At 31.4% G+C, this 17,738-nt stretch carries 19 protein-coding genes and 1 other annotated feature; of the genes, 17 read left to right on the top strand and 2 right to left on the bottom strand.

Annotated elements, in window-relative coordinates:
- The first annotated feature begins 2 nt into the window (after positions 1 to 2).
- From KQH81_RS01235 to KQH81_RS01285, 12 genes are all read left to right on the top strand, one after another.
- Entirely contained in the window at positions 3 to 761 is a 759-nt protein-coding gene (locus KQH81_RS01235) for a YhfC family intramembrane metalloprotease (protein WP_230028724.1), read from the top strand.
- A gap of 71 nt (positions 762 to 832) precedes the next feature.
- Complete coding sequence (locus KQH81_RS01240; protein WP_230028726.1) at positions 833 to 1,222, top strand: DUF3887 domain-containing protein; 390 nt, start codon at positions 833 to 835, stop codon at positions 1,220 to 1,222.
- A gap of 319 nt (positions 1,223 to 1,541) precedes the next feature.
- Positions 1,542 to 1,807 (top strand) — a binding site (T-box leader).
- 45 nt (positions 1,808 to 1,852) lie between these two features.
- A complete protein-coding gene (locus tag KQH81_RS01245) occupies positions 1,853 to 2,866 on the top strand; it encodes a methionine ABC transporter ATP-binding protein (RefSeq protein WP_027640250.1) in 1,014 nt (337 codons plus the stop codon).
- The gene (locus tag KQH81_RS01250) at positions 2,859 to 3,536 is read left to right on the top strand and encodes a methionine ABC transporter permease (RefSeq protein WP_027640249.1); all 678 of its coding nucleotides are present in this window, start codon (positions 2,859 to 2,861) and stop codon (positions 3,534 to 3,536) included. The genes KQH81_RS01245 and KQH81_RS01250 overlap by 8 nt, the downstream gene beginning before the upstream one ends.
- A 13-nt stretch (positions 3,537 to 3,549) precedes the next feature.
- Complete coding sequence (locus tag KQH81_RS01255) at positions 3,550 to 4,395, top strand: MetQ/NlpA family ABC transporter substrate-binding protein (RefSeq protein WP_027640248.1); 846 nt, start codon at positions 3,550 to 3,552, stop codon at positions 4,393 to 4,395.
- 91 nt (positions 4,396 to 4,486) lie between these two features.
- Complete coding sequence (locus KQH81_RS01260; protein ID WP_027640247.1) at positions 4,487 to 5,680, top strand: M20 family metallopeptidase; 1,194 nt, start codon at positions 4,487 to 4,489, stop codon at positions 5,678 to 5,680.
- Between the two features lie 88 nt (positions 5,681 to 5,768).
- Positions 5,769 to 6,110 carry a zinc ribbon domain-containing protein YjdM gene (locus KQH81_RS01265; RefSeq protein ID WP_027640246.1) on the top strand — a complete coding sequence of 114 codons (342 nt, stop codon included), beginning with the start codon at positions 5,769 to 5,771 and terminating at the stop codon, positions 6,108 to 6,110.
- A gap of 475 nt (positions 6,111 to 6,585) precedes the next feature.
- On the top strand, positions 6,586 to 6,876 hold the full coding sequence (locus tag KQH81_RS01270) for a hypothetical protein (protein ID WP_230028731.1): 291 nt from the start codon (positions 6,586 to 6,588) through the stop codon (positions 6,874 to 6,876).
- Between the two features lie 14 nt (positions 6,877 to 6,890).
- A complete protein-coding gene (locus tag KQH81_RS17560) occupies positions 6,891 to 7,016 on the top strand; it encodes a hypothetical protein (protein WP_268254219.1) in 126 nt (41 codons plus the stop codon).
- 196 nt (positions 7,017 to 7,212) lie between these two features.
- On the top strand, positions 7,213 to 7,740 hold the full coding sequence (locus KQH81_RS01275) for a GNAT family N-acetyltransferase (protein ID WP_099335968.1): 528 nt from the start codon (positions 7,213 to 7,215) through the stop codon (positions 7,738 to 7,740).
- 38 nt (positions 7,741 to 7,778) lie between these two features.
- Positions 7,779 to 8,249: a dihydrofolate reductase gene (locus KQH81_RS01280; RefSeq protein WP_027640244.1), complete on the top strand. Its 471-nt coding sequence runs from the start codon at positions 7,779 to 7,781 to the stop codon at positions 8,247 to 8,249.
- A gap of 357 nt (positions 8,250 to 8,606) precedes the next feature.
- On the top strand, positions 8,607 to 11,234 hold the full coding sequence (locus KQH81_RS01285; protein ID WP_180269216.1) for an LPXTG cell wall anchor domain-containing protein: 2,628 nt from the start codon (positions 8,607 to 8,609) through the stop codon (positions 11,232 to 11,234).
- A 98-nt stretch (positions 11,235 to 11,332) separates the two neighbouring features.
- Here the strand turns inward: KQH81_RS01285 and KQH81_RS01290 are convergent, their stop codons facing one another.
- Positions 11,333 to 13,141, bottom strand: a complete 1,809-nt coding sequence (locus KQH81_RS01290) for a glycerophosphodiester phosphodiesterase (protein WP_099335966.1) — start codon at positions 13,139 to 13,141, stop codon at positions 11,333 to 11,335.
- Between the two features lies 1 nt (position 13,142).
- Positions 13,143 to 13,394 (bottom strand): kinase to dihydroxyacetone kinase, encoded by a 252-nt coding sequence (locus tag KQH81_RS01295; RefSeq protein ID WP_099335965.1) that lies wholly within the window; start codon positions 13,392 to 13,394, stop codon positions 13,143 to 13,145.
- Positions 13,395 to 13,633: 239 nt separating this feature from the next.
- On the opposite strand from KQH81_RS01295, the gene KQH81_RS01300 reads away from it, so the two are divergent.
- From KQH81_RS01300 to KQH81_RS01320, 5 genes are all read left to right on the top strand, one after another.
- Positions 13,634 to 14,194, top strand: coding sequence for a sigma-70 family RNA polymerase sigma factor (locus KQH81_RS01300; RefSeq protein ID WP_027640242.1), 561 nt, complete (start codon positions 13,634 to 13,636; stop codon positions 14,192 to 14,194).
- A gap of 1 nt (position 14,195) precedes the next feature.
- Entirely contained in the window at positions 14,196 to 15,509 is a 1,314-nt protein-coding gene (locus tag KQH81_RS01305) for a hypothetical protein (protein WP_099335964.1), read from the top strand.
- Between the two features lie 109 nt (positions 15,510 to 15,618).
- Positions 15,619 to 15,966 (top strand): hypothetical protein, encoded by a 348-nt coding sequence (locus KQH81_RS01310; RefSeq protein WP_051196393.1) that lies wholly within the window; start codon positions 15,619 to 15,621, stop codon positions 15,964 to 15,966.
- A gap of 106 nt (positions 15,967 to 16,072) precedes the next feature.
- Positions 16,073 to 16,726, top strand: coding sequence for a sigma factor (locus tag KQH81_RS01315; RefSeq protein ID WP_027640239.1), 654 nt, complete (start codon positions 16,073 to 16,075; stop codon positions 16,724 to 16,726).
- An 11-nt stretch (positions 16,727 to 16,737) separates the two neighbouring features.
- A complete protein-coding gene (locus KQH81_RS01320; protein ID WP_180269215.1) occupies positions 16,738 to 17,619 on the top strand; it encodes an anti-sigma factor domain-containing protein in 882 nt (293 codons plus the stop codon).
- The last annotated feature ends 119 nt before the right edge of the window (positions 17,620 to 17,738 follow it).

Consider the following 17,738-nt stretch of genomic DNA (forward strand, 5'->3'; position numbering starts at 1 on the left):
TTATGATAGAAATATCTACTTTTATAGTCATAATCATAAATTTAGTTATAAGCTTTGGAATCCCAATAGGACTTGTTATATATCTAAGTTTTAAGAAGAAAAAAGTTATTAAATCAGCATTAATGGGTGCAGCAGTATTTATAATATTCCAGTATTTAATAAGGGTTCCTCTTTTAAATCAGGTTTTTCCGTCAATGGAGTGGTTTATAAATATAAGTATGAATCCTTGGACATACGGAATATTTTTAGGACTTACAGCGGGACTTGCCGAAGAGCTTGGCAGATATCTTGCTTTTTCAACAGCACTTAAGGGAAAGTTTGGATTTGTAGATGGAGTAGCTTATGGGATAGGTCATGGTGGAATAGAGGCTATGTTAATCTGTGGCGTTACAAATATAAATAATTTAGTCGTAGCTTTGAGCATAAATAATGGTAGCTATTTAAGCATTGGAGTCACAGAGGCAATAAAGAATCAGTTTTTAAACACATCGCCATATTTGATACTTATGGGGGGAATTGAAAGAATTTTCGCCATGATAATTCAAATTGGATTTAGTATTTTAGTATTGTATGCAGTGAAGAAGAGATGCTTCAAATATGTGGTACTTGCAGTATTTTTACACATGTTAGTAGACTCTCCAATAGTCATATTGACCAGTGTGTTTGGGGTGAGTGTTATAGGGATAGAAGTTTTTATAGGAATTATGGCAATACTATCGGTAGTATGGATTTTCAAGTCTAGAAGGTTATTAGAAGAATGATTTCAATCAAATGATAGATATGAAAGAGAAGAAAAATCTTATTAACTAATTGAGAGAGGGAGAGATGAGTTATGAAAAAATTGATGGCTATAATATGTATTATTGGAATTGCATTTGGACTTGTAGCATGTGGATCAAAACTTAATTCTGAATTTGATGAGGCAAAATTAAAGGTATCAGCTGAAGAGGTATTAAAAAATTTAAATGACAAAGAGTATGACAAAATTAACGCAAAAGTTGTAGAAGGTACAAAAGACAAGATTTCTCCAGAAGTGTTAAAGGGTGCATGGGAGCCTATATCTGAAAAATTAGGTGACTACGACAGCATATCTAAAGAGGTTGTATCTGGTAAGGATAATACCGCATCAGTTGTAATTGTTGCTAAATATGAAAATAGCAAAATGCAGCTTTCTGTGAACTACAATACTGACATGGAGATAATAGGTCTCTTTATAAAATAGATAATGTCTTAAATATATATTGAATTCTTACTAACAATTGTATGATTTTGTGATTAGCAATGTTTATATGAGGGGTGATATAAGAATGGGGTTTTGGATATAGAATATTTGCATTATACAACTTATTTTCTTAGTTGGTTCCATTTTTCCCACAGAGCGAGCATTGAAAAGAAATTTTGATAAAGATGGTAATAAAAAAGAAAATTCGTAGTATTTTACAAAAATAAGTCTTTGATTTATATATGATATTATGCGATGTTACAAAATAAATAAAAAACATTGACTTAAAGAGATATGCAAGAGTATTATTTGTACTAAGATAAAGACGATGAAGAGAAAAGTAAGTACTAAAACTTTCACAGAGAGTCCTGATTTAGTGAAACAGGATAAAGATAATAACTACTGAAAATGGTCTTGGAGTTGCATAGTTGAATTGATATTACCCTTCATTTGGGATAATATCTTTAAATTATGACGAGTTCGCCCGTTAAAGCGATAGAGTATGATGGTACTCGAAGAGGTTAATATTGTGAGATATTGATGAATTAAGGTGGTAACACGAAGTTTACAGCTTTCGTCCTTTTGTATAGGGACGAAAGCTTTTTTTATTTTCAAAAGGGGGATATCAGCATGATAAAAATACAAAATTGCAACAAAACATTTAAAGCAGATGGTAGAGAAGTACATGCATTAAGAAATGTGACTCTTAATATTGAAGAAGGAGATATATACGGAATCATAGGGTATAGCGGAGCAGGAAAGAGTACTCTTATAAGGTGTATCAATCTTTTAGAAAAACCAGATGAGGGGGAGGTAGTAGTTGGGGGAAAGTCGCTTATAAACTTAGGAAAGAAAGAACTTAGAGAAGTGAGAAAAGATATAGGTATGATTTTTCAACATTTCAACTTGATGAATAGTATAAGCGTATATGAAAATATAGCAGCTCCCCTTAAAAATCATACAGGACTAAGCAAAAGGGAAATACATAAGAAAGTTATAGAACTTCTAAAAATAGTCGACTTAGAAGATAAAGTGGAAGCTTATCCAAGCCAGCTAAGTGGAGGACAAAAGCAAAGAGTTGCCATAGCAAGAGCTCTAAGCGTAAATCCAAAGATTCTTCTTTGCGATGAGGCAACTTCAGCTCTAGATCCAAACACTACAAAATCGATTTTAAAGCTTATAAAAAAGATAAATGATCAAATGGGAATAACTGTTGTGATAATCACTCACCAGATGGAAGTTGTAAAGAGCATTTGTAATAAGGTCGCAATCATGGAAAAGGGAGAGGTAGTAGAAAAAGGTGATTTAATTTCAATATTCTCAGATCCTAAAACAAGGATAGCAAAAGAATTCATAGCTCAGACAATGCATACAGACGAATTTTTAGAAAAAGTTCAAGACACAAAGAAAAACTTGTTCAAGATAAGCTTTGCTGGAGATATAACGGACACTCCGCTTATATCAAATGCTATGAAGGTGTCAAAGGGAACTATAAACATCCTATATGGAAACATAGAAAAATTATGTGACTCTATGATAGGAAACCTAATAGTTGAGATAAGAGGAACATCAATTGAAGTTAAAGATACAATAGATTATTTGAGTGAAAATGGAGCAAAGGTTGAGGTGGTAGCAAATGTTTAATGAATTAATACCAAATGTAATAGAACTTACACCGGATTTAATAAAAGCCTTAAAGGAAACTTTAATTATGGTTGGAAGTGCAGGACTTTATGGAACGCTGATAGGATTACCCCTAGGGGTTATTATGCTGGTTACAGGAAAGAACCACATACTAGAAAACAAATATTTATATTCAATTTTATCAAAACTCATAAATACAATACGTTCAATTCCATTTGTAATACTTATAGCTGCTATACCAGGGCTTATAAGGGCAATATCTGGGACAACCATAGGGGTTAAAGGAGCAATAGTTCCACTTACCATAGTGTGTATTCCAACAATGGCACGTCAGATAGAACTAGCACTAATCAAAGTTGATAAGGGAATAATAGAGGCTTATGAAGCTATGGGATTTTCAGAATTGCAGATTATTTTCAAGGTAATTTTGAAAGAAGGACTAGGTGGAATAATTCAAGCCATCACTTTATGTTTGGTATCGCTTTTAGGCTTTTCAGCTATAGCGGGAACTGTAGGAGGAGGAGGTCTTGGAGATTTTGCTATAAGATACGGCTATCAGATGTTCAAGACAGATGTGATGATAGTAACAATAGTAATTTTATTAATCTTTGTATATATAGTACAAGGAATTGGCGACAGCCTATATAAAAAATGTAATCACAATAAGTAAGGAGAGAAGAAATATGAAAAGAATAAAGAACTTATTAAAATTTATAACAGTATGCTCATTAGGATTAACATTGACAGCATGTGGAGGGAAAGCTCCAGAAACTAAAATATTAGGAACAAAAGATGGAGATGTTACAGTATTAAAGCTTGGAGTTAATGGAACAGACTATAGAGTTTGGGATGATGTAAATGAGAGATTAAAAGAGTACAACATAAAACTTGATATAGTTTCATTTTCAGATTATATAAAACCAAATGAAGCCTTAAATGATGGAGAAATAGATCTTAATGCATTCCAGACTAAGATTTATCTTGAGGACTACAATAAAAAGCACAACATGGATCTTCAGATTTTAAACTATACGTCTATAGCACCAATGGGAGCTTATTCGAACAAAATAAAGGATATAAAAGAGGTTAAGGATGGTGCGAAGGTAGCAATACCAAATGATGCTACTAATGGAGGAAGGGCACTTCAATTATTATCCAGCTTAGAACTTATAACTCTTAAAGATCCATTAAATCTTACTCCAACAGTTAAGGATATAGAAAAGAATCCTCACAATTTGAGTATAGTAGAAATGGCTGCAGGACAGATACCACGTTCTTTAGATGATGTAGATTTTGCAATTATAAACAATGGTGTTGCTTATCAAGCAGGACTTACACTGAAGGATTCTGCAATAGCTGTGGAAAATATAGATGGTCCTACAGCAGAAAATTACTACAATGTTATAGCGGTAAGAAAAGAAAATATAAATGATGAAGTTCTTCAAAAGGTAAAGGAAGTTTATACTTCAGAGGCAACTAGGGACATAATAAATAAGGTGTTTGGTGGACAAAGTATTCCAGTATTTTAAAATAAATGATTTGAATATTTTGAAATATAAAAGTTGTAGATTAAGTGTTTTATTATATGTGGATAATAAAAAGGTCTAGGGGGAAAATAAGATGGCAGATATAAAGGTAATTCAAGATAAAATAATAAAATATATAGAAGAGCATAAGAAGGAGTATGAAAATATTTCAAAAGCTATATGGGAAAAGCCAGAAGTATCAAACTATGAATTCTTTGCATGTAAAGTATTAGGGGATAAATTAAGAGAAGAGGGCTTTAAAATAGAAGATAATGCAGCAGGACACAGAACTGGATTTGCAGCAGTGAAGAAATCTGGCAAGCCAGGACCAGTTATAGCTTTTTTAGCAGAGTATGATGCTCTTGAGGGATTAGGACATGCTTGTGGCCATAATATAATAGGAGCAACAAGTACCTTTGCAGGTGTTGCCTTATCAAAAGTTATAGATGAAATTGGCGGAGAAGTAAGGGTTTATGGAACTCCTGGAGAGGAGGGAGGAGAAGAAGGAAGCGCAAAGGAGAGCTTTGTGAGAGAGGGATATTTTAAAGATGTTGATGCTGCCCTTATAGCACATCCAGGAACATTGAATCTGCTTACAGGAACTTCTCTTGCAAATGATCCTATAGATATAGAATTCTTCGGAAAGCCTGCTCATGCAGCAGCAATTCCGGAACAAGGAATCAACGCTTTAGATGCAGTAATTCAAGTGTACAATGGAATTAATGCACTTCGTCAGCACCTTCCAAGTGATGTAAGAATCCATGGGATAATAACAAATGGAGGAAGTGCTCCAAATATAGTTCCTGATTATGCAAAAGCGCGCTTCTATCTAAGGTCTGCTTCAAGAAACACATTAAACGATGTATTTGCAAAGGTAGAAAGAATAGTAGAGGGAGCAGGATTATTAACAGGAGCAAAGGGAAAAGTCATCCGTTATCAAAACAAAGTAGATAATCTAGTTCCAACTCCTGCTTTTGATGAAGTATATAAAAAGCATTTAGAATACTTTGGAGAAACCCTTGACCATAAGGAATCAGGAATTGGGTCAACTGATGTAGGAAATGTATCTCAAGTAGTTCCAACAATTCACCCGACTTTGAGGGTTACAGAAGTCAAATGTGGAGGACATACTGTAGAATTTAGAGAAGAGTGTATAAAGCCTAAGGCACTAGAAAGCTGCACCTTAGGAGCTAAGATATTGTCCCTTACAGCACTAGATTTGATACTAGACTCAGAACTTTTAAAATCAATAAAAGAGCAGCATAAAACTTTGATTTCTCAAATATAGACAATGGTATATAGATAAAATTTTCATGTTTATTTTCCTTTGAAATTTGTTATAATATAGATTCAAGCAAAAGATGGAGGAATTAAATATGGATAAATTACCAAATTGCCCAAAATGTAATTCAGAGTATACTTATGAGGATGGCAGCTTATTTGTATGTCCAGAGTGTGCCCATGAATGGTCAGCTAATGGAGAAAACCAACCTAGTGAAGATGAAAGAATAGTTAAAGACGCCAACGGCAACATATTAAATGATGGTGATTCTGTAACTATAGTAAAGGACCTAAAAGTAAAGGGAGCAACTTCTGCTTTAAAGAAGGGAACAAAAGTAAAAAACATACGTCTAGTTGATGGGGACCACAATATAGATTGTAAGATAGATGGCTTTGGAGCTATGTCTCTAAAATCTGAGTTCGTTAAAAAGATATAAATAAAAAGATAGAAGAGCAAAATCGAGGTTTCCATTTCTAGGTACAAAAGTATCTAATTAAGTTAAAATCTCAAGTTAAATCACATGTAGATTAATAATATAATCATACATGTGATTTTTTTTATAATATCCTTATTAAAAAAAGATTTGAGGAATATTTCTGTTATTTTTATTGTAGGTAGGATTGAGATTTATAGTGTAATTTTAATATGGTGAGTATAAAAAATATTATAGTAATAAATTTTAAATATTGATATAGAAATTATGTTTGAAAAATATTTGATGTATAATATATTACAGAGGGAGATGAAAGCATATGAAGATAAAATATCGTTTAAGTAAGGAAGAACAATATGAAATCAATTTTTAAAGCCTACATTCCATTTTAATCTACTCGTTTTTCGTTACTTTAATGTATTTTCTTAATTCATACTACTTTCCTAGATATTGTGAAGTACTACCTTGTTTTTCTATAATGATTGTTACTCTTTACTACTTTATAGGTATATTTATCTTTGGATATATCTTAGGTAGAGTTACTCAAAGGAGACTTTGTTATCCATCCATAGAAATATGTATTCTTCTTGCTATAGTTTCTTCTCTAATTATGTTAATACTCGAAGCACTTAGACATATTTTTTGGATTCTTGAGAGAGGTTATTCAATTAATTTTGTAACTAGACTAAGTGTACTAGGAACTCTTACTTCCTTTTTCATTGGAGAAATAGTTGAATATCATAAACAAAAAACTATACTTAAAAACTGATAATTATTTCTAGTTTGCGAGGAGATTATGAAGCTCAAAAAGCGTGTCATAAGCAAGCTGCACAGTATATAGAAGAAAAAACAGGAGGAAAGCTAATATTTTTATCAACAGCAAATGTATTTGATAATAAGCTTATATGAAAATTTATTTGTGAACTATACCTTAGATATTCAAATATAAAAGTATATACAGTATATAATTGAGAAGAATCTTAAGGGGGGGTTCACATCAAGGAGAGACATTCCAGAAACTCTGCAGATGTCATTTATGGATGTTATAGAATATGTAACTAGTGCATAGAAATTTAATAGACAAATCATCGAAAGGAAATGGTTTATGGAATACAGAAAGATTATTATTGATGAAATGAACTTAGATTTGTTTTCAGCTTTTGAAAGATATCAAGAGGTGACAAAGTGTCGTAGAAAAATAGATGGGCAATGGGTAATAGTAGATGATCCGTTTATTGATCAATGGAGTAAAGATGAATATGAAATCTTAGTGTCATATCTAAAAAATACTATAAAAACTTATGGAGTTGTCCTTGGAGCTTTTGTAGATGGAAAGTTGAAAGGCTTTGCTTCAGTTGAAAGTACTCCTTTGGGTTCAAACAGGGAGTATCTAGACCTTTCAAGTATCCATGTTTCCTATGATTCTAGGGGAAAAGATATTGGTAAAAAACTATTTGATATGGCAGCTAAATGGGCAAAAGAACAAGGTGCATCAAAACTTTATATATCAGCACATTCTGCAGTAGAATCCCAAATGTTTTACAAAGCCATGGGCTGTGTCGAAGCAACCGAATATAATGAAGAACATATGAAAAGAGAGCCTTGTGACTGCCAGTTGGAGTATGTTCTATAATAATAAATTGAAATGATTAATTTAGAAAGGTAAATATAATGATAGCATTAATAGTTGCACATTCTAAAAACAATGTAATTGGAAATAAGGGGAGAATCCCATGGAATATAAAAGGGGAGCTGCGACGTTACAAGGAGCTGACAACTGATAATGTTGTTATCATGGGGAGGCGATCCTACGAAGAAATCGGAAAACCTCTTCCAAATAGAATTAATATAGTTCTATCAACTACCAAAACTTACGAAGGTGAAAATCTTATAACAGCTAAATCTTTGAAAGAAGCTTTAGACATTGCTGGAGACAGGGACGTATATATATCTGGTGGTGAAAAGATATTCGAAGAAGCAATCCACATTGTTGATAAAATGTATATCACTCTTGTTGATAAGGTTGTTGAAGGGGATACCTATTTTCCTGATTTTAATGAAGAGGATTTTGACAAACACATTGATGAACATTTTTATGGAGAGATTCCATATACTTATATGACATTTACGAGAAAGCGTTAAAAAATTAAGAGGTGAAAAGTTGTTTAATGTGAATCGCTCTTTGTGAAGTAGACAATTAAAAAATAAAAGCTTTTTCTGTCAGTAATTTTTTATACTGGCAGTTTTGCGTTGGCTGTAAATATATTCTCAGTTATATACTGCGGATTAGCAGCTTGATGCCAAAATCATTTGCGATTTAGTGAGACAGCTTATGTTTTTATATGTTAATTCATTGTACAGTAATTTTGAGAAACAACTATAGAGAATTTCTATATAAAAAATTTAATCATTAAAAAAAACAATTGGAATATCAAAAAAAAACATGATAATATCATTATGAACCATTTATGGTATAAATTACATATAGGGGGAAATGGTATGAAGGGGAAAAAAATAATTTCATCACTAATAGCAGCCACTATGTTGTTTACTCAAAGCGCTGTTAGTGTTATGGCTATGGGCATCAGTGAGGAAGGCATACATAATGTAGCTGAGAGTACATATGCAGTATCAAAGATTTGGCAGGTTTATGAAGATGCTTCTAAATTAACCTCTGAAAGAACAATGAAATATATCATTGGAGGAGAAAACTTAGTTAAAAATCAAACTTTAGTAAAAGTTATAGCTAACAATAGTGTGGTAAATGACGTCAATGTAAAGGTTGTAGGTGAAGATGAACAGCAAATTGTAACAATTATTTTTCCGGAAAGAGTTGAGGCTGTAACCTATAATGTTCTTTTTGATGAAAGTGGAAGTGGATATTCCTATGGAAATAGTAAGGTCGTTGAAGTAAAGGGAACAGGGAATGTAGGTGAAATACCAAAACCAGAAAGCAATGCAGAAATTTATATGTTTAAATCAAAATCTGAAACTGCTCTTGGTAGTAAAGGTGGAGAGGTTGAATTTGTAGTTTATGGAAGAGGCCTTACTGAAGAAATATCAGTAAAGGTTGAAGAAAATGAGGAATTAAAAGCTGTGTTTACAAAGAAAACAGATAAAACTCAGAGTTTTAAAATTAACTTTCCAGAAAATAAAAGTGAAGAATTAAGAAAATATTCAGTTAAAGTTACTCCAAAGGGAATGGAAAATAGCTGGTTTGATACAACAATTTTTGCCACAGTTGCAGCAAATAAAATTGAGGGAGCTGCGGTGACGGAATTAAAAGCTATACCACTTGGAGTATCAGGATTATCATATCAGCTACAGTTTAAAGGACAATATCTTTCTTATGATAATATTATAATTAAAACATTGCCTTCAGAAGATGTTGTAGTGACTGATATTTTTATAGATGAATATAGTGGAAAGGCAATTCTAACACTGCCAGAAAATAAAACATCAAAAGCTGTTACTTATGAGATTCAAGTTGGAATAAAAGATAATAATGAAATGGTAAATTCAGTAAAAACTTTAGTAATAGTTATGCCGCTAAAAGATGAGGATAATAGAAAAGAAATAGATTTAAAACCTACGGCATTATATATTAATACAGATAGAACTGTGATTACTATGGTTTTTGATCAAGAAGTTGAAAATGCAACTGGAAGTGAAGCAGAATTAAAAGAAAAAATTAAATTAACATATGGATTTAATGAGAAGCCACTTGGAAAAAATGACAAAATAGAGTTTGCTGGAAATGAAGTAATTATTACATTGGAGAATAAATATGAACCACTTTTGGGTAGCAAAAATATTGTAGTTGATAAGAAGGCACTGCAAACCAAAAATAATGAATTGGTAAAACCTTTAAAATGGCATATTAAGGATGGTCCAGTTGTGTTTAGTATGGATATATTGACAGATGAAGTATTATCAAGTAAAGGTGGAGAAGTTAGAATCCAATTGAATGGATATAATTTGGAATCAGCTAATATTTTAGGAAGGGTATTAAATGTTGGAACTTGCCAAATTAATGAAGAAATTAAGGTTAAAGTGGAAGGAACTAAAGAAACTCCTGTTTTAGTATTCCAAGTACCAGAGAACACTGGAGATAAAACTCAATGTTGGTTATTAAAACTATCTTTAAATGGTACAGTAGTTCAAGAAGGACTAGACTATATGAATATTACAAAACTATCAATGGTTTCTGTACTTCCGGCAGATAAAAATGTAAATGATATAACACTAGGAAATATGAAAATTAATTCTTACGGAGTACTTCCAGATATGTTTAATCCAAGTTATGTAGAAACCCCAATCAATCAAGAAAGTAAAAAGATTCAAGTTCACCTTTATGGAACTAATTTAGATGCAAAGAAAACAAAGGTACGAATCATAGATGAAGATGGAGTAGAGTGGCCAATTTATAATATTCCAGCTTACGACAGTATAGATCATTTTATAATGGTGGCAATGGATGGAACGGGTATAACTGGCAATGGAAATCATCAGCTTTTAGAAATTATTTGTCCAAGAAATATTGCTACAGATCGTATATATAAAATTCAAGTTGCACCAGATGGAGAAAATTTTGAATCTCAATATGTAGAAGTGAAAGTAGTAAATAAAGGCGAAAGTGGATTAAGGAAACCAGTTATAAAAAATGTAACTTTTCAATATATTGATAAAAATGGAAATGAAATTGCACCTTCAGAAGAATATAAAGGTTATGAATGGTTCTTATTATCTGCAATTAAGTTTCCAATGAAAGAAATTGAGGGATATCGCATAGATAAAGTGCCTGAATTTAAAATAGAAGATGAAACAATAGGAGAAAATGATAGGGTATTCCAAATTATATATGAGAAACTATCAGAAGATGGTGTAGGAAGCAAGCCTGACGAAGGAGCAAAACCAGATGATGGATCAGGAAGCAAGCCTAGTGAAGCAGAAAAGCCAGGAGCAGGAGGAAATTCAGGAGTTACTAATGATGAAGCATTAGATAAAGGACAAAACATTAATAAACTTCCTCAAACAGGAGACCTTATGTCTTCGTTAATAGAAATATTAGGTTTTGGAGTTTTAACGGCAGGTATTTTCCTTTTAAGAAAGAAAAAGATATCTTAATTGAAAAGGAGCTATAGCATTAAATAATTAATGCAGTAGCTCCTTTTTTGTAGGGAATGTAGATAGATTTGATTTAAATAAAAAATTCTTTTTAAATTTTAATAATCAGGAAATAAGACCTCCATTAAAGCAGAAATGAAAGGATCACTGCCTCCTTCAGATCTATAATACGCAGCTAGTTCTGGATTGTCTGTAACTATACCATCAATAGGTAAAGATAATAGTTTTTTCATAGCTTCATCTTCATTTATTGTCCATACAAAGACTTTTTTATCATTGGAATGTATTCTAAAGATGACATTTCTATCTATGAAAGTTGATTCAATGCTGAACATATCAACATCTTTCATTCCATAGTACTCTCCAAAGATAATCGGTGTTATATAAACTGTTTTTATGTTTTTGTCTAGCTCTTTTATTTTGTGCAACACCTCTAAATTCATAGAAGCAATGACACACTGATTCTCAAAATTATACTTTTTAATAAGATTTATAGTATCTTCTTCAAGATTACTCTCATGACCGTTAATCTTCAATTCTATCATCAATTTGATTTTTCCGTTTGCCTTTTGTATCATCTGCTCTAAAGTTGGAATTCTCGTATTTTCAAACTCTGGGGAATAGTAACTGCCAGCATCATATGTCTTTATTTCATCGTAAGTAACATCCCAGACATTCTTATTTACACCAGTAGTACGTTTGAAATTGGTGTCATGAAGAATAATAAGCTCTTTATCCTTAGACTGTTGGATATCTATCTCAGCATAATCTGCATTACTTTTAATAGCTTTCTCTAATGCTGGCAGTGTATTTTCAGGTGCAAATAAGCTGCCAGCACGATGGGCCACAATGTCACGTTTTTGACTAATTAAAGAGAACATTTCAAATGCGTTTCCATGATAATCTATATAAAAACCTATAGCTGTAAACATAAGGAGAAGCTCAGCAACACTAAGTACAACCACTGAAACTCTAGGCTTTTTTTTCTCTACTTTTTTAAAGTCAATATTATAACCAATATGGTGTAAATAATTATTCATAATAAATGCAAAGCTTCCTGAGAATATTACTATTCGGAAGATAAATGTTGCATATTGCTTTAACTGAATGTAGTTAATCAAAAAGTTTTGCTCCGAAAAATCATTGTAATCTATATATCTAAACTTTATTATGCTAAACAAAAGAAATATTCCGCAAATAAGAAGAAAAATCAATAGTATAGCTATTATCCATGATAAGTATTTAAATAATGTTTTAAAAAATTTATTTTTCATCATACCATAACTTTTTTTACAAGCAGTTAAAAATGACACATCTTCTAAGATAAATATAGGTATACTGTAAATCATGTAAAATACAATAAAATTGACAATTACTACAATTAAAGTATAGATGATATATATTCCGCCACTTTCTCTAAAATAATCAACAACATATTCGGGAATACGAAGATTGATCAAAGTATCTGGGGTTAAGGTAAATGATGTTATTGGAAATAAAATCATAACAAAGAACAATAACAGCCAATTTTGAGGTCTTGCGGCATGAAGTGATTTATTTATTGAAATCTTCAATAGCTGACAAAGGCTTAGCTTTTCTTTGTGATTTGAACTATAGAAGTATTGAACCATAACACTCATTTCTAACATTATGTAGACACCTAATATTAGTAAGCAGAATATCAATACCGGAATAGTAAATGGATGCAATAGCCAAGTGCTCAATGTCTCTAAGTCTAAATATGGTGTTTTTGCTCTTTTTAGCGTGAAATTTACGAAAATATGAAGTATTGGAAAGAGTATTAAACCTCCAAGTATTTTATATAGGAACTCAAATATAAGAAGAACTCTCCAATTCCATATGATACTCTTTAGTGTATTTTTTATATCATGAGTTATGCTTTTCATATTAGCCCTTTAATCCATTTTGTTGGCGCTCCATATTTTCTATAACAACGTCATAAATTTCACCTAATGAAGCACAATATTCTAGCACTCTCCAAGGAGTATTTGTGTGAAAATGAATTTTAATAAGTTCATCATCACCAACTGCAAGGAGACAGTCGCCCTCTATATTCTTAGTAATATATTCATTAATGTCGTCCTCTGATAGATTTTTTCCTTCAATTAATAACTGTGTATCAAATTTATATTCAAGCATAGTTATCCTCCTTTTATATTTTGTATATTTTTATTATAGTCTATTTGAGTTGAAAATTATTAATAAATAAATGTTTTTTAAGATCTTTTCAAAGAAATTATACCACTAACTCATTAATTTTTTCACTTAAGCTATTCTTAACTTACATAAAAATTACTTAGTATTTCTTTTATAACTAGTGTAAGCTTTTATTAAAGCTTTCGTTGTATATAGTAGAGATCTCAGAAAGGAGACAAGATATGAGAATAGATAGAGAAAATTTTCTCACCCAGATGAGGCGTAAAGATGAGAAATCACTGGAATATATAATTGATATATACAGTTCTCTTGTTAATGGAATCGTTAGAAGAGTACTGGAGCCTCTTAAAAATGAAGGAATAATTGAAGAATGTATATCAGATGTTTTTTTAAGTGTATGGAATAATATAGATAAATTTAGAGGAAACAATGATAATTTCAAGAGTTGGATTGGCGGCATAAGCAAATATAAAGCTATAGATTATTACAGAAAATACAGTACGGAAAAGGGAAATACTGAGATAATAGACAACAGTATTTCAAACGGAGAAAATCTAGAAGAAAACATCATAAAAGGTATAGAAACAAGAAATGTTATGAAGCTCATAAATGAATTAAAGGAGCCAGATAAGAGTATCTTTGTCATGAAATTTTTATTTGGATATAGCGGACAGAAAATATCAGATGCGCTAGGGCTTACTGTCAGCAATATAAATACAAGGGTAAGCAGAGGAAGGAAAAGGTTGAAGGAACAGTTTGAAAATATAAGTAAGGAGGGATAGCATGAGTTTGAATAATGAAAAAGACATCTATGAATTATTGAATGATGTGGAATTTGATGTGAGCGATGAGGCAGAAGTTGTCATGAATGATATAGAAAAGAAAAAGCTTAAAAAGAGAGTTAAGAGCAGTATACAGAAATATAAGAAGGTAAATGGTTGGAGTAGAAAGCAAAAGATAACTGTAGCTATGATAGCTTTTGTTATATTGGGAACATTAATATCGCCCAAAGGGCGAGAAGTTATAGCCGCTATAAAGAATAAACTATTCTTTAATGCGGGAGCAGGGCTTGTGAGTACAACGGAAGAGCTTTATGTATTAAATGAGCCTATCAGCGTTAAAAATGAAAAGGAAGAGATAATTATAAAGAGTGTTATTGCAAAGGAGAAATCCATTCAGGTAGGAGTATGGGTGAATAGAACTGGTAACATTAATTTAACTAAAGAGGAATATGATAAGAAGGAAAGATATGAGATTTATATAAAGACATTAGGTGGAGAAACAATAAGACCTACTGGAGGAGCAGAGGGTGGAGGAGGAGAATATTCTTTTATAACAACTTCCTTTCAAACTGAAGAGCTTTTGAAAGAATTTACTTTAGTATTTAATGGACATGAAACAGATATAAAACTTGTAAAAGCAGATGAGAAGAATAGTTATGATGAGGTTGGAGGAAATAATACGGACAAAGATATATTAATAGGTGCAAATAAATACCATCTTCAAAGTAACACATATATAACTTTCTGGAGTGATGAGGAAACAAAGCAAAATGGAGCACATTATATAGGATATAATAAGGAAAATATCAATGTTATAGGAAATAATAGCAGTAAGAATTATCAGCTACAACCATCACCGTTTGATGGAAGTGGTAAGGAATTTTATGTAGGAAAAGATGTTAAAGAACCTTTACAGATCAATATTAGTGAAATTATCCTTGATTACAGGCTTAAAAATCCAGTAAATTTGAAGATTCCTATACCAAAGAAGGGAGAAACAATAGAGATTAATAAGGATATATTCATAGAAGAGCTTAATGAAAAAGCACTTTTAAAATCTATAGAAGGAACAAAGGGTAGAATAGAATTAACTGTTGATATATCAAAATATAGAAAGAAAGACACTATTATATCTATTATGAGCATTGGAAGAAAGGGATGGGCTATAGGAGCAGGTCCTAATGACACAGAGATTAAAATGGGAGTAGATTATGAGGATCTTTCTGTTAAAGAAAAATTGATTGGCAAATTAGACATGAAAATAGTTAATATAACTATAATAAGGAATGGAAACTGGAAGTTTACAGTTAAATAAAATTAAAAAATTTTTTCTAAAAATAATTAAAAAAGCACCTAAAAATTAAGTCCTCCTTGTATTTAATAATGAAAAAGAAATTGGACAGAATAATTAGGAGGAAAGCAAAATGAAAAAAATATTGTCTATAGTAGCAATAGCAGCACTTTTAGGAGGAACAACTGTATCGGCATCAGCAATAAACAAAAATTCACAAAATGACGTAGCAAAGTTAGCGGAAATAAAAACTAATCTTGAAAAGACTTACGGAAAAGATTGGGATGATAAGCTAGATGAACTATATGGCGATGATTGGGATGCAGAATTAGAAGCAAAATATGGCGATGACTGGGATGACACAGATGATGACTATGATTTAGATCAAGATGATAAGGATGATGAAGATCATGATGAGAATGACAACGTAGATGATAACGATGATTTTCATGATATAGATGATAAATATGATAATGACTAGAATTCCCTTATTCAAACAAACTCTAGATTATTTTCTAGAGTTTGTTTACTATAAATATATAGATTCTATTTTTAATAGATTACAAATTTTTTTAGGAGGAGTCTTAATGGCATTTGAAAATAAGCCGTTAGGCAATGATGAGGTTAATTTAATAATAGAAGAATACATGCCTCTTATTCTTAAGACAATAAGTGAAACTACAGGAAGATATGTATCTATAGAAAATGATGAAGAATTTTCTGTAGGACTTTTGGCTTTTACAGAAGCTGTAGAGAGATACGATGAGGAGAAAGGAATATTTTCGTCTTTCGCAAAGCTTGTTATATCTAGTAGAGTAAAGAATCACATTATAAAAGAGAAAAAGAACAACATAAATATATCTTTTGATGAGCTTGCTGAGATGGGAATTGAAATAGAAGGAAAAGATGAATCTGAAGAGGATAATGAGATACTAAAAGAAGAAATAGAAAAATTCAAAAAAGAATTAAAGGATTTTAACATTACTTTAGAAGATTTGGCAGACAAATCACCAAAACACGAGGACACAAGAAAAAATGCCATAGGGATATCGAAAAAGGTAAGTAAGGATGAACCTATGACGAATTTTATATTTACTAAAAAAAGACTTCCTATAAAGCGAATTTCGTTAAAATACCTTGTTACGGAAAAAGTTATTAAAAGAAGCAAGGAATTTATTTTATCTGTAGTTATTATTTTATATAGAAATTATAGAAATTTAAGGCTCTGGATTAGATGCTAGGAGGTATTAATATGTATTTCAAAGGTATGGTTATGGAGGTAAAAGAGACTTATGCCTTGGTCATGAAAGAAGATGGAACTATAGCAAAAATTCTGAATAAACCAGGGCTGGAAATTGGTCAAAAGATTTTTTTTACAGAAGAAGATATAGTAGAGAGTAGATCATTAGAGAAAAAAGAAGAAAATCCCCAAAAGCGTATAATGGCTTTTATCGCAGCAGCGGCAGCAGTAGTTTTAATGATGATTCCATTACTAAAGGGGGTTAGCCCTATGGCAAAGGGATATGCTATGATAACTTTTGATATCAATCCAAGTTTATCAATTAAGATAGACAAAAATCAAACCATAGTTAAAGCGGAAGGATTGAATGAGGATGGTAAGGCCTTAGATTTAGATGAGCTTAAAGGAAAAACGCTAGCAGAAGGCAGTGGAATTTTGAGAAATACTATCCTAAATAAGTCTGACATAACAAATAAAGATTCAGTAATAGTTGGATTTACATTTTTAAATTCTAAAGAAGATATGGAATTTGAGGATAAGATAAAAGACGTTTTAAATAATAATTTTCAAAACTTCAAAGTTATGTATCTAAAAGGAAATAAGGATGACCTAAAGATAGCAGAAGAAAAGGGTGTTTCTCTCGGAAAATACGAAGCTATGTTGAAACTTGATGATGATGTACTAGAAGAAAAGTTAGAACAGCTTTCAGTACCTGAGCTTGTGGAGCTTCTGAAGGAATATTCCAACACGCCGTATCTTAATGAGGAAATGAAAGAAGAAATTCAGGATGAACTTGAGGACAAAATAGAGGACAGCAATGATAAGGATGATGACTCTGACGATAAAGATGAGGTAGATGATGCAGATGATGATGCAAGTGAACAAGATGATTAGAATCTATAATCTTATGTTAAAATTACAAAAATGTAATGTTTAAGTAATAAAATTCTCTAAATAAATATTGAGGTATGATATAAAATATTTATATCATAATAAATGATTACAAAGGCACA

It is taken from the genome of Clostridium cadaveris, assembly GCF_020911725.1.
In the GTDB taxonomy this organism is placed as follows: domain Bacteria; phylum Bacillota; class Clostridia; order Clostridiales; family Clostridiaceae; genus Clostridium_X; species Clostridium_X cadaveris.

Excerpts from the sequence above, each read along its gene's own strand:
- KQH81_RS01235 (WP_230028724.1), top strand. The coding sequence starts at position 3 with ATGATAGAAATATCTACTTTTATAGTCATAATCATAAATTTAGTTATA.
- KQH81_RS01300 (WP_027640242.1), top strand. The coding sequence starts at position 13,634 with ATGAGAATAGATAGAGAAAATTTTCTCACCCAGATGAGGCGTAAAGAT.
- KQH81_RS01275 (WP_099335968.1), top strand. The coding sequence starts at position 7,213 with ATGGAATACAGAAAGATTATTATTGATGAAATGAACTTAGATTTGTTT.
- KQH81_RS01260 (WP_027640247.1), top strand. The coding sequence starts at position 4,487 with ATGGCAGATATAAAGGTAATTCAAGATAAAATAATAAAATATATAGAA.
- KQH81_RS01280 (WP_027640244.1), top strand. The coding sequence starts at position 7,779 with ATGATAGCATTAATAGTTGCACATTCTAAAAACAATGTAATTGGAAAT.
- KQH81_RS01270 (WP_230028731.1), top strand. The coding sequence starts at position 6,586 with ATGATTGTTACTCTTTACTACTTTATAGGTATATTTATCTTTGGATAT.
- KQH81_RS01315 (WP_027640239.1), top strand. The coding sequence starts at position 16,073 with ATGGCATTTGAAAATAAGCCGTTAGGCAATGATGAGGTTAATTTAATA.
- KQH81_RS01265 (WP_027640246.1), top strand. The coding sequence starts at position 5,769 with ATGGATAAATTACCAAATTGCCCAAAATGTAATTCAGAGTATACTTAT.
- KQH81_RS01240 (WP_230028726.1), top strand. The coding sequence starts at position 833 with ATGAAAAAATTGATGGCTATAATATGTATTATTGGAATTGCATTTGGA.
- KQH81_RS01310 (WP_051196393.1), top strand. The coding sequence starts at position 15,619 with ATGAAAAAAATATTGTCTATAGTAGCAATAGCAGCACTTTTAGGAGGA.
- KQH81_RS01285 (WP_180269216.1), top strand. The coding sequence starts at position 8,607 with ATGAAGGGGAAAAAAATAATTTCATCACTAATAGCAGCCACTATGTTG.
- KQH81_RS01320 (WP_180269215.1), top strand. The coding sequence starts at position 16,738 with ATGTATTTCAAAGGTATGGTTATGGAGGTAAAAGAGACTTATGCCTTG.
- KQH81_RS01245 (WP_027640250.1), top strand. The coding sequence starts at position 1,853 with ATGATAAAAATACAAAATTGCAACAAAACATTTAAAGCAGATGGTAGA.
- KQH81_RS01305 (WP_099335964.1), top strand. The coding sequence starts at position 14,196 with ATGAGTTTGAATAATGAAAAAGACATCTATGAATTATTGAATGATGTG.
- KQH81_RS01255 (WP_027640248.1), top strand. The coding sequence starts at position 3,550 with ATGAAAAGAATAAAGAACTTATTAAAATTTATAACAGTATGCTCATTA.
- KQH81_RS01290 (WP_099335966.1), bottom strand. The coding sequence starts at position 13,141 with ATGAAAAGCATAACTCATGATATAAAAAATACACTAAAGAGTATCATA.
- KQH81_RS01295 (WP_099335965.1), bottom strand. The coding sequence starts at position 13,394 with ATGCTTGAATATAAATTTGATACACAGTTATTAATTGAAGGAAAAAAT.
- KQH81_RS01250 (WP_027640249.1), top strand. The coding sequence starts at position 2,859 with ATGTTTAATGAATTAATACCAAATGTAATAGAACTTACACCGGATTTA.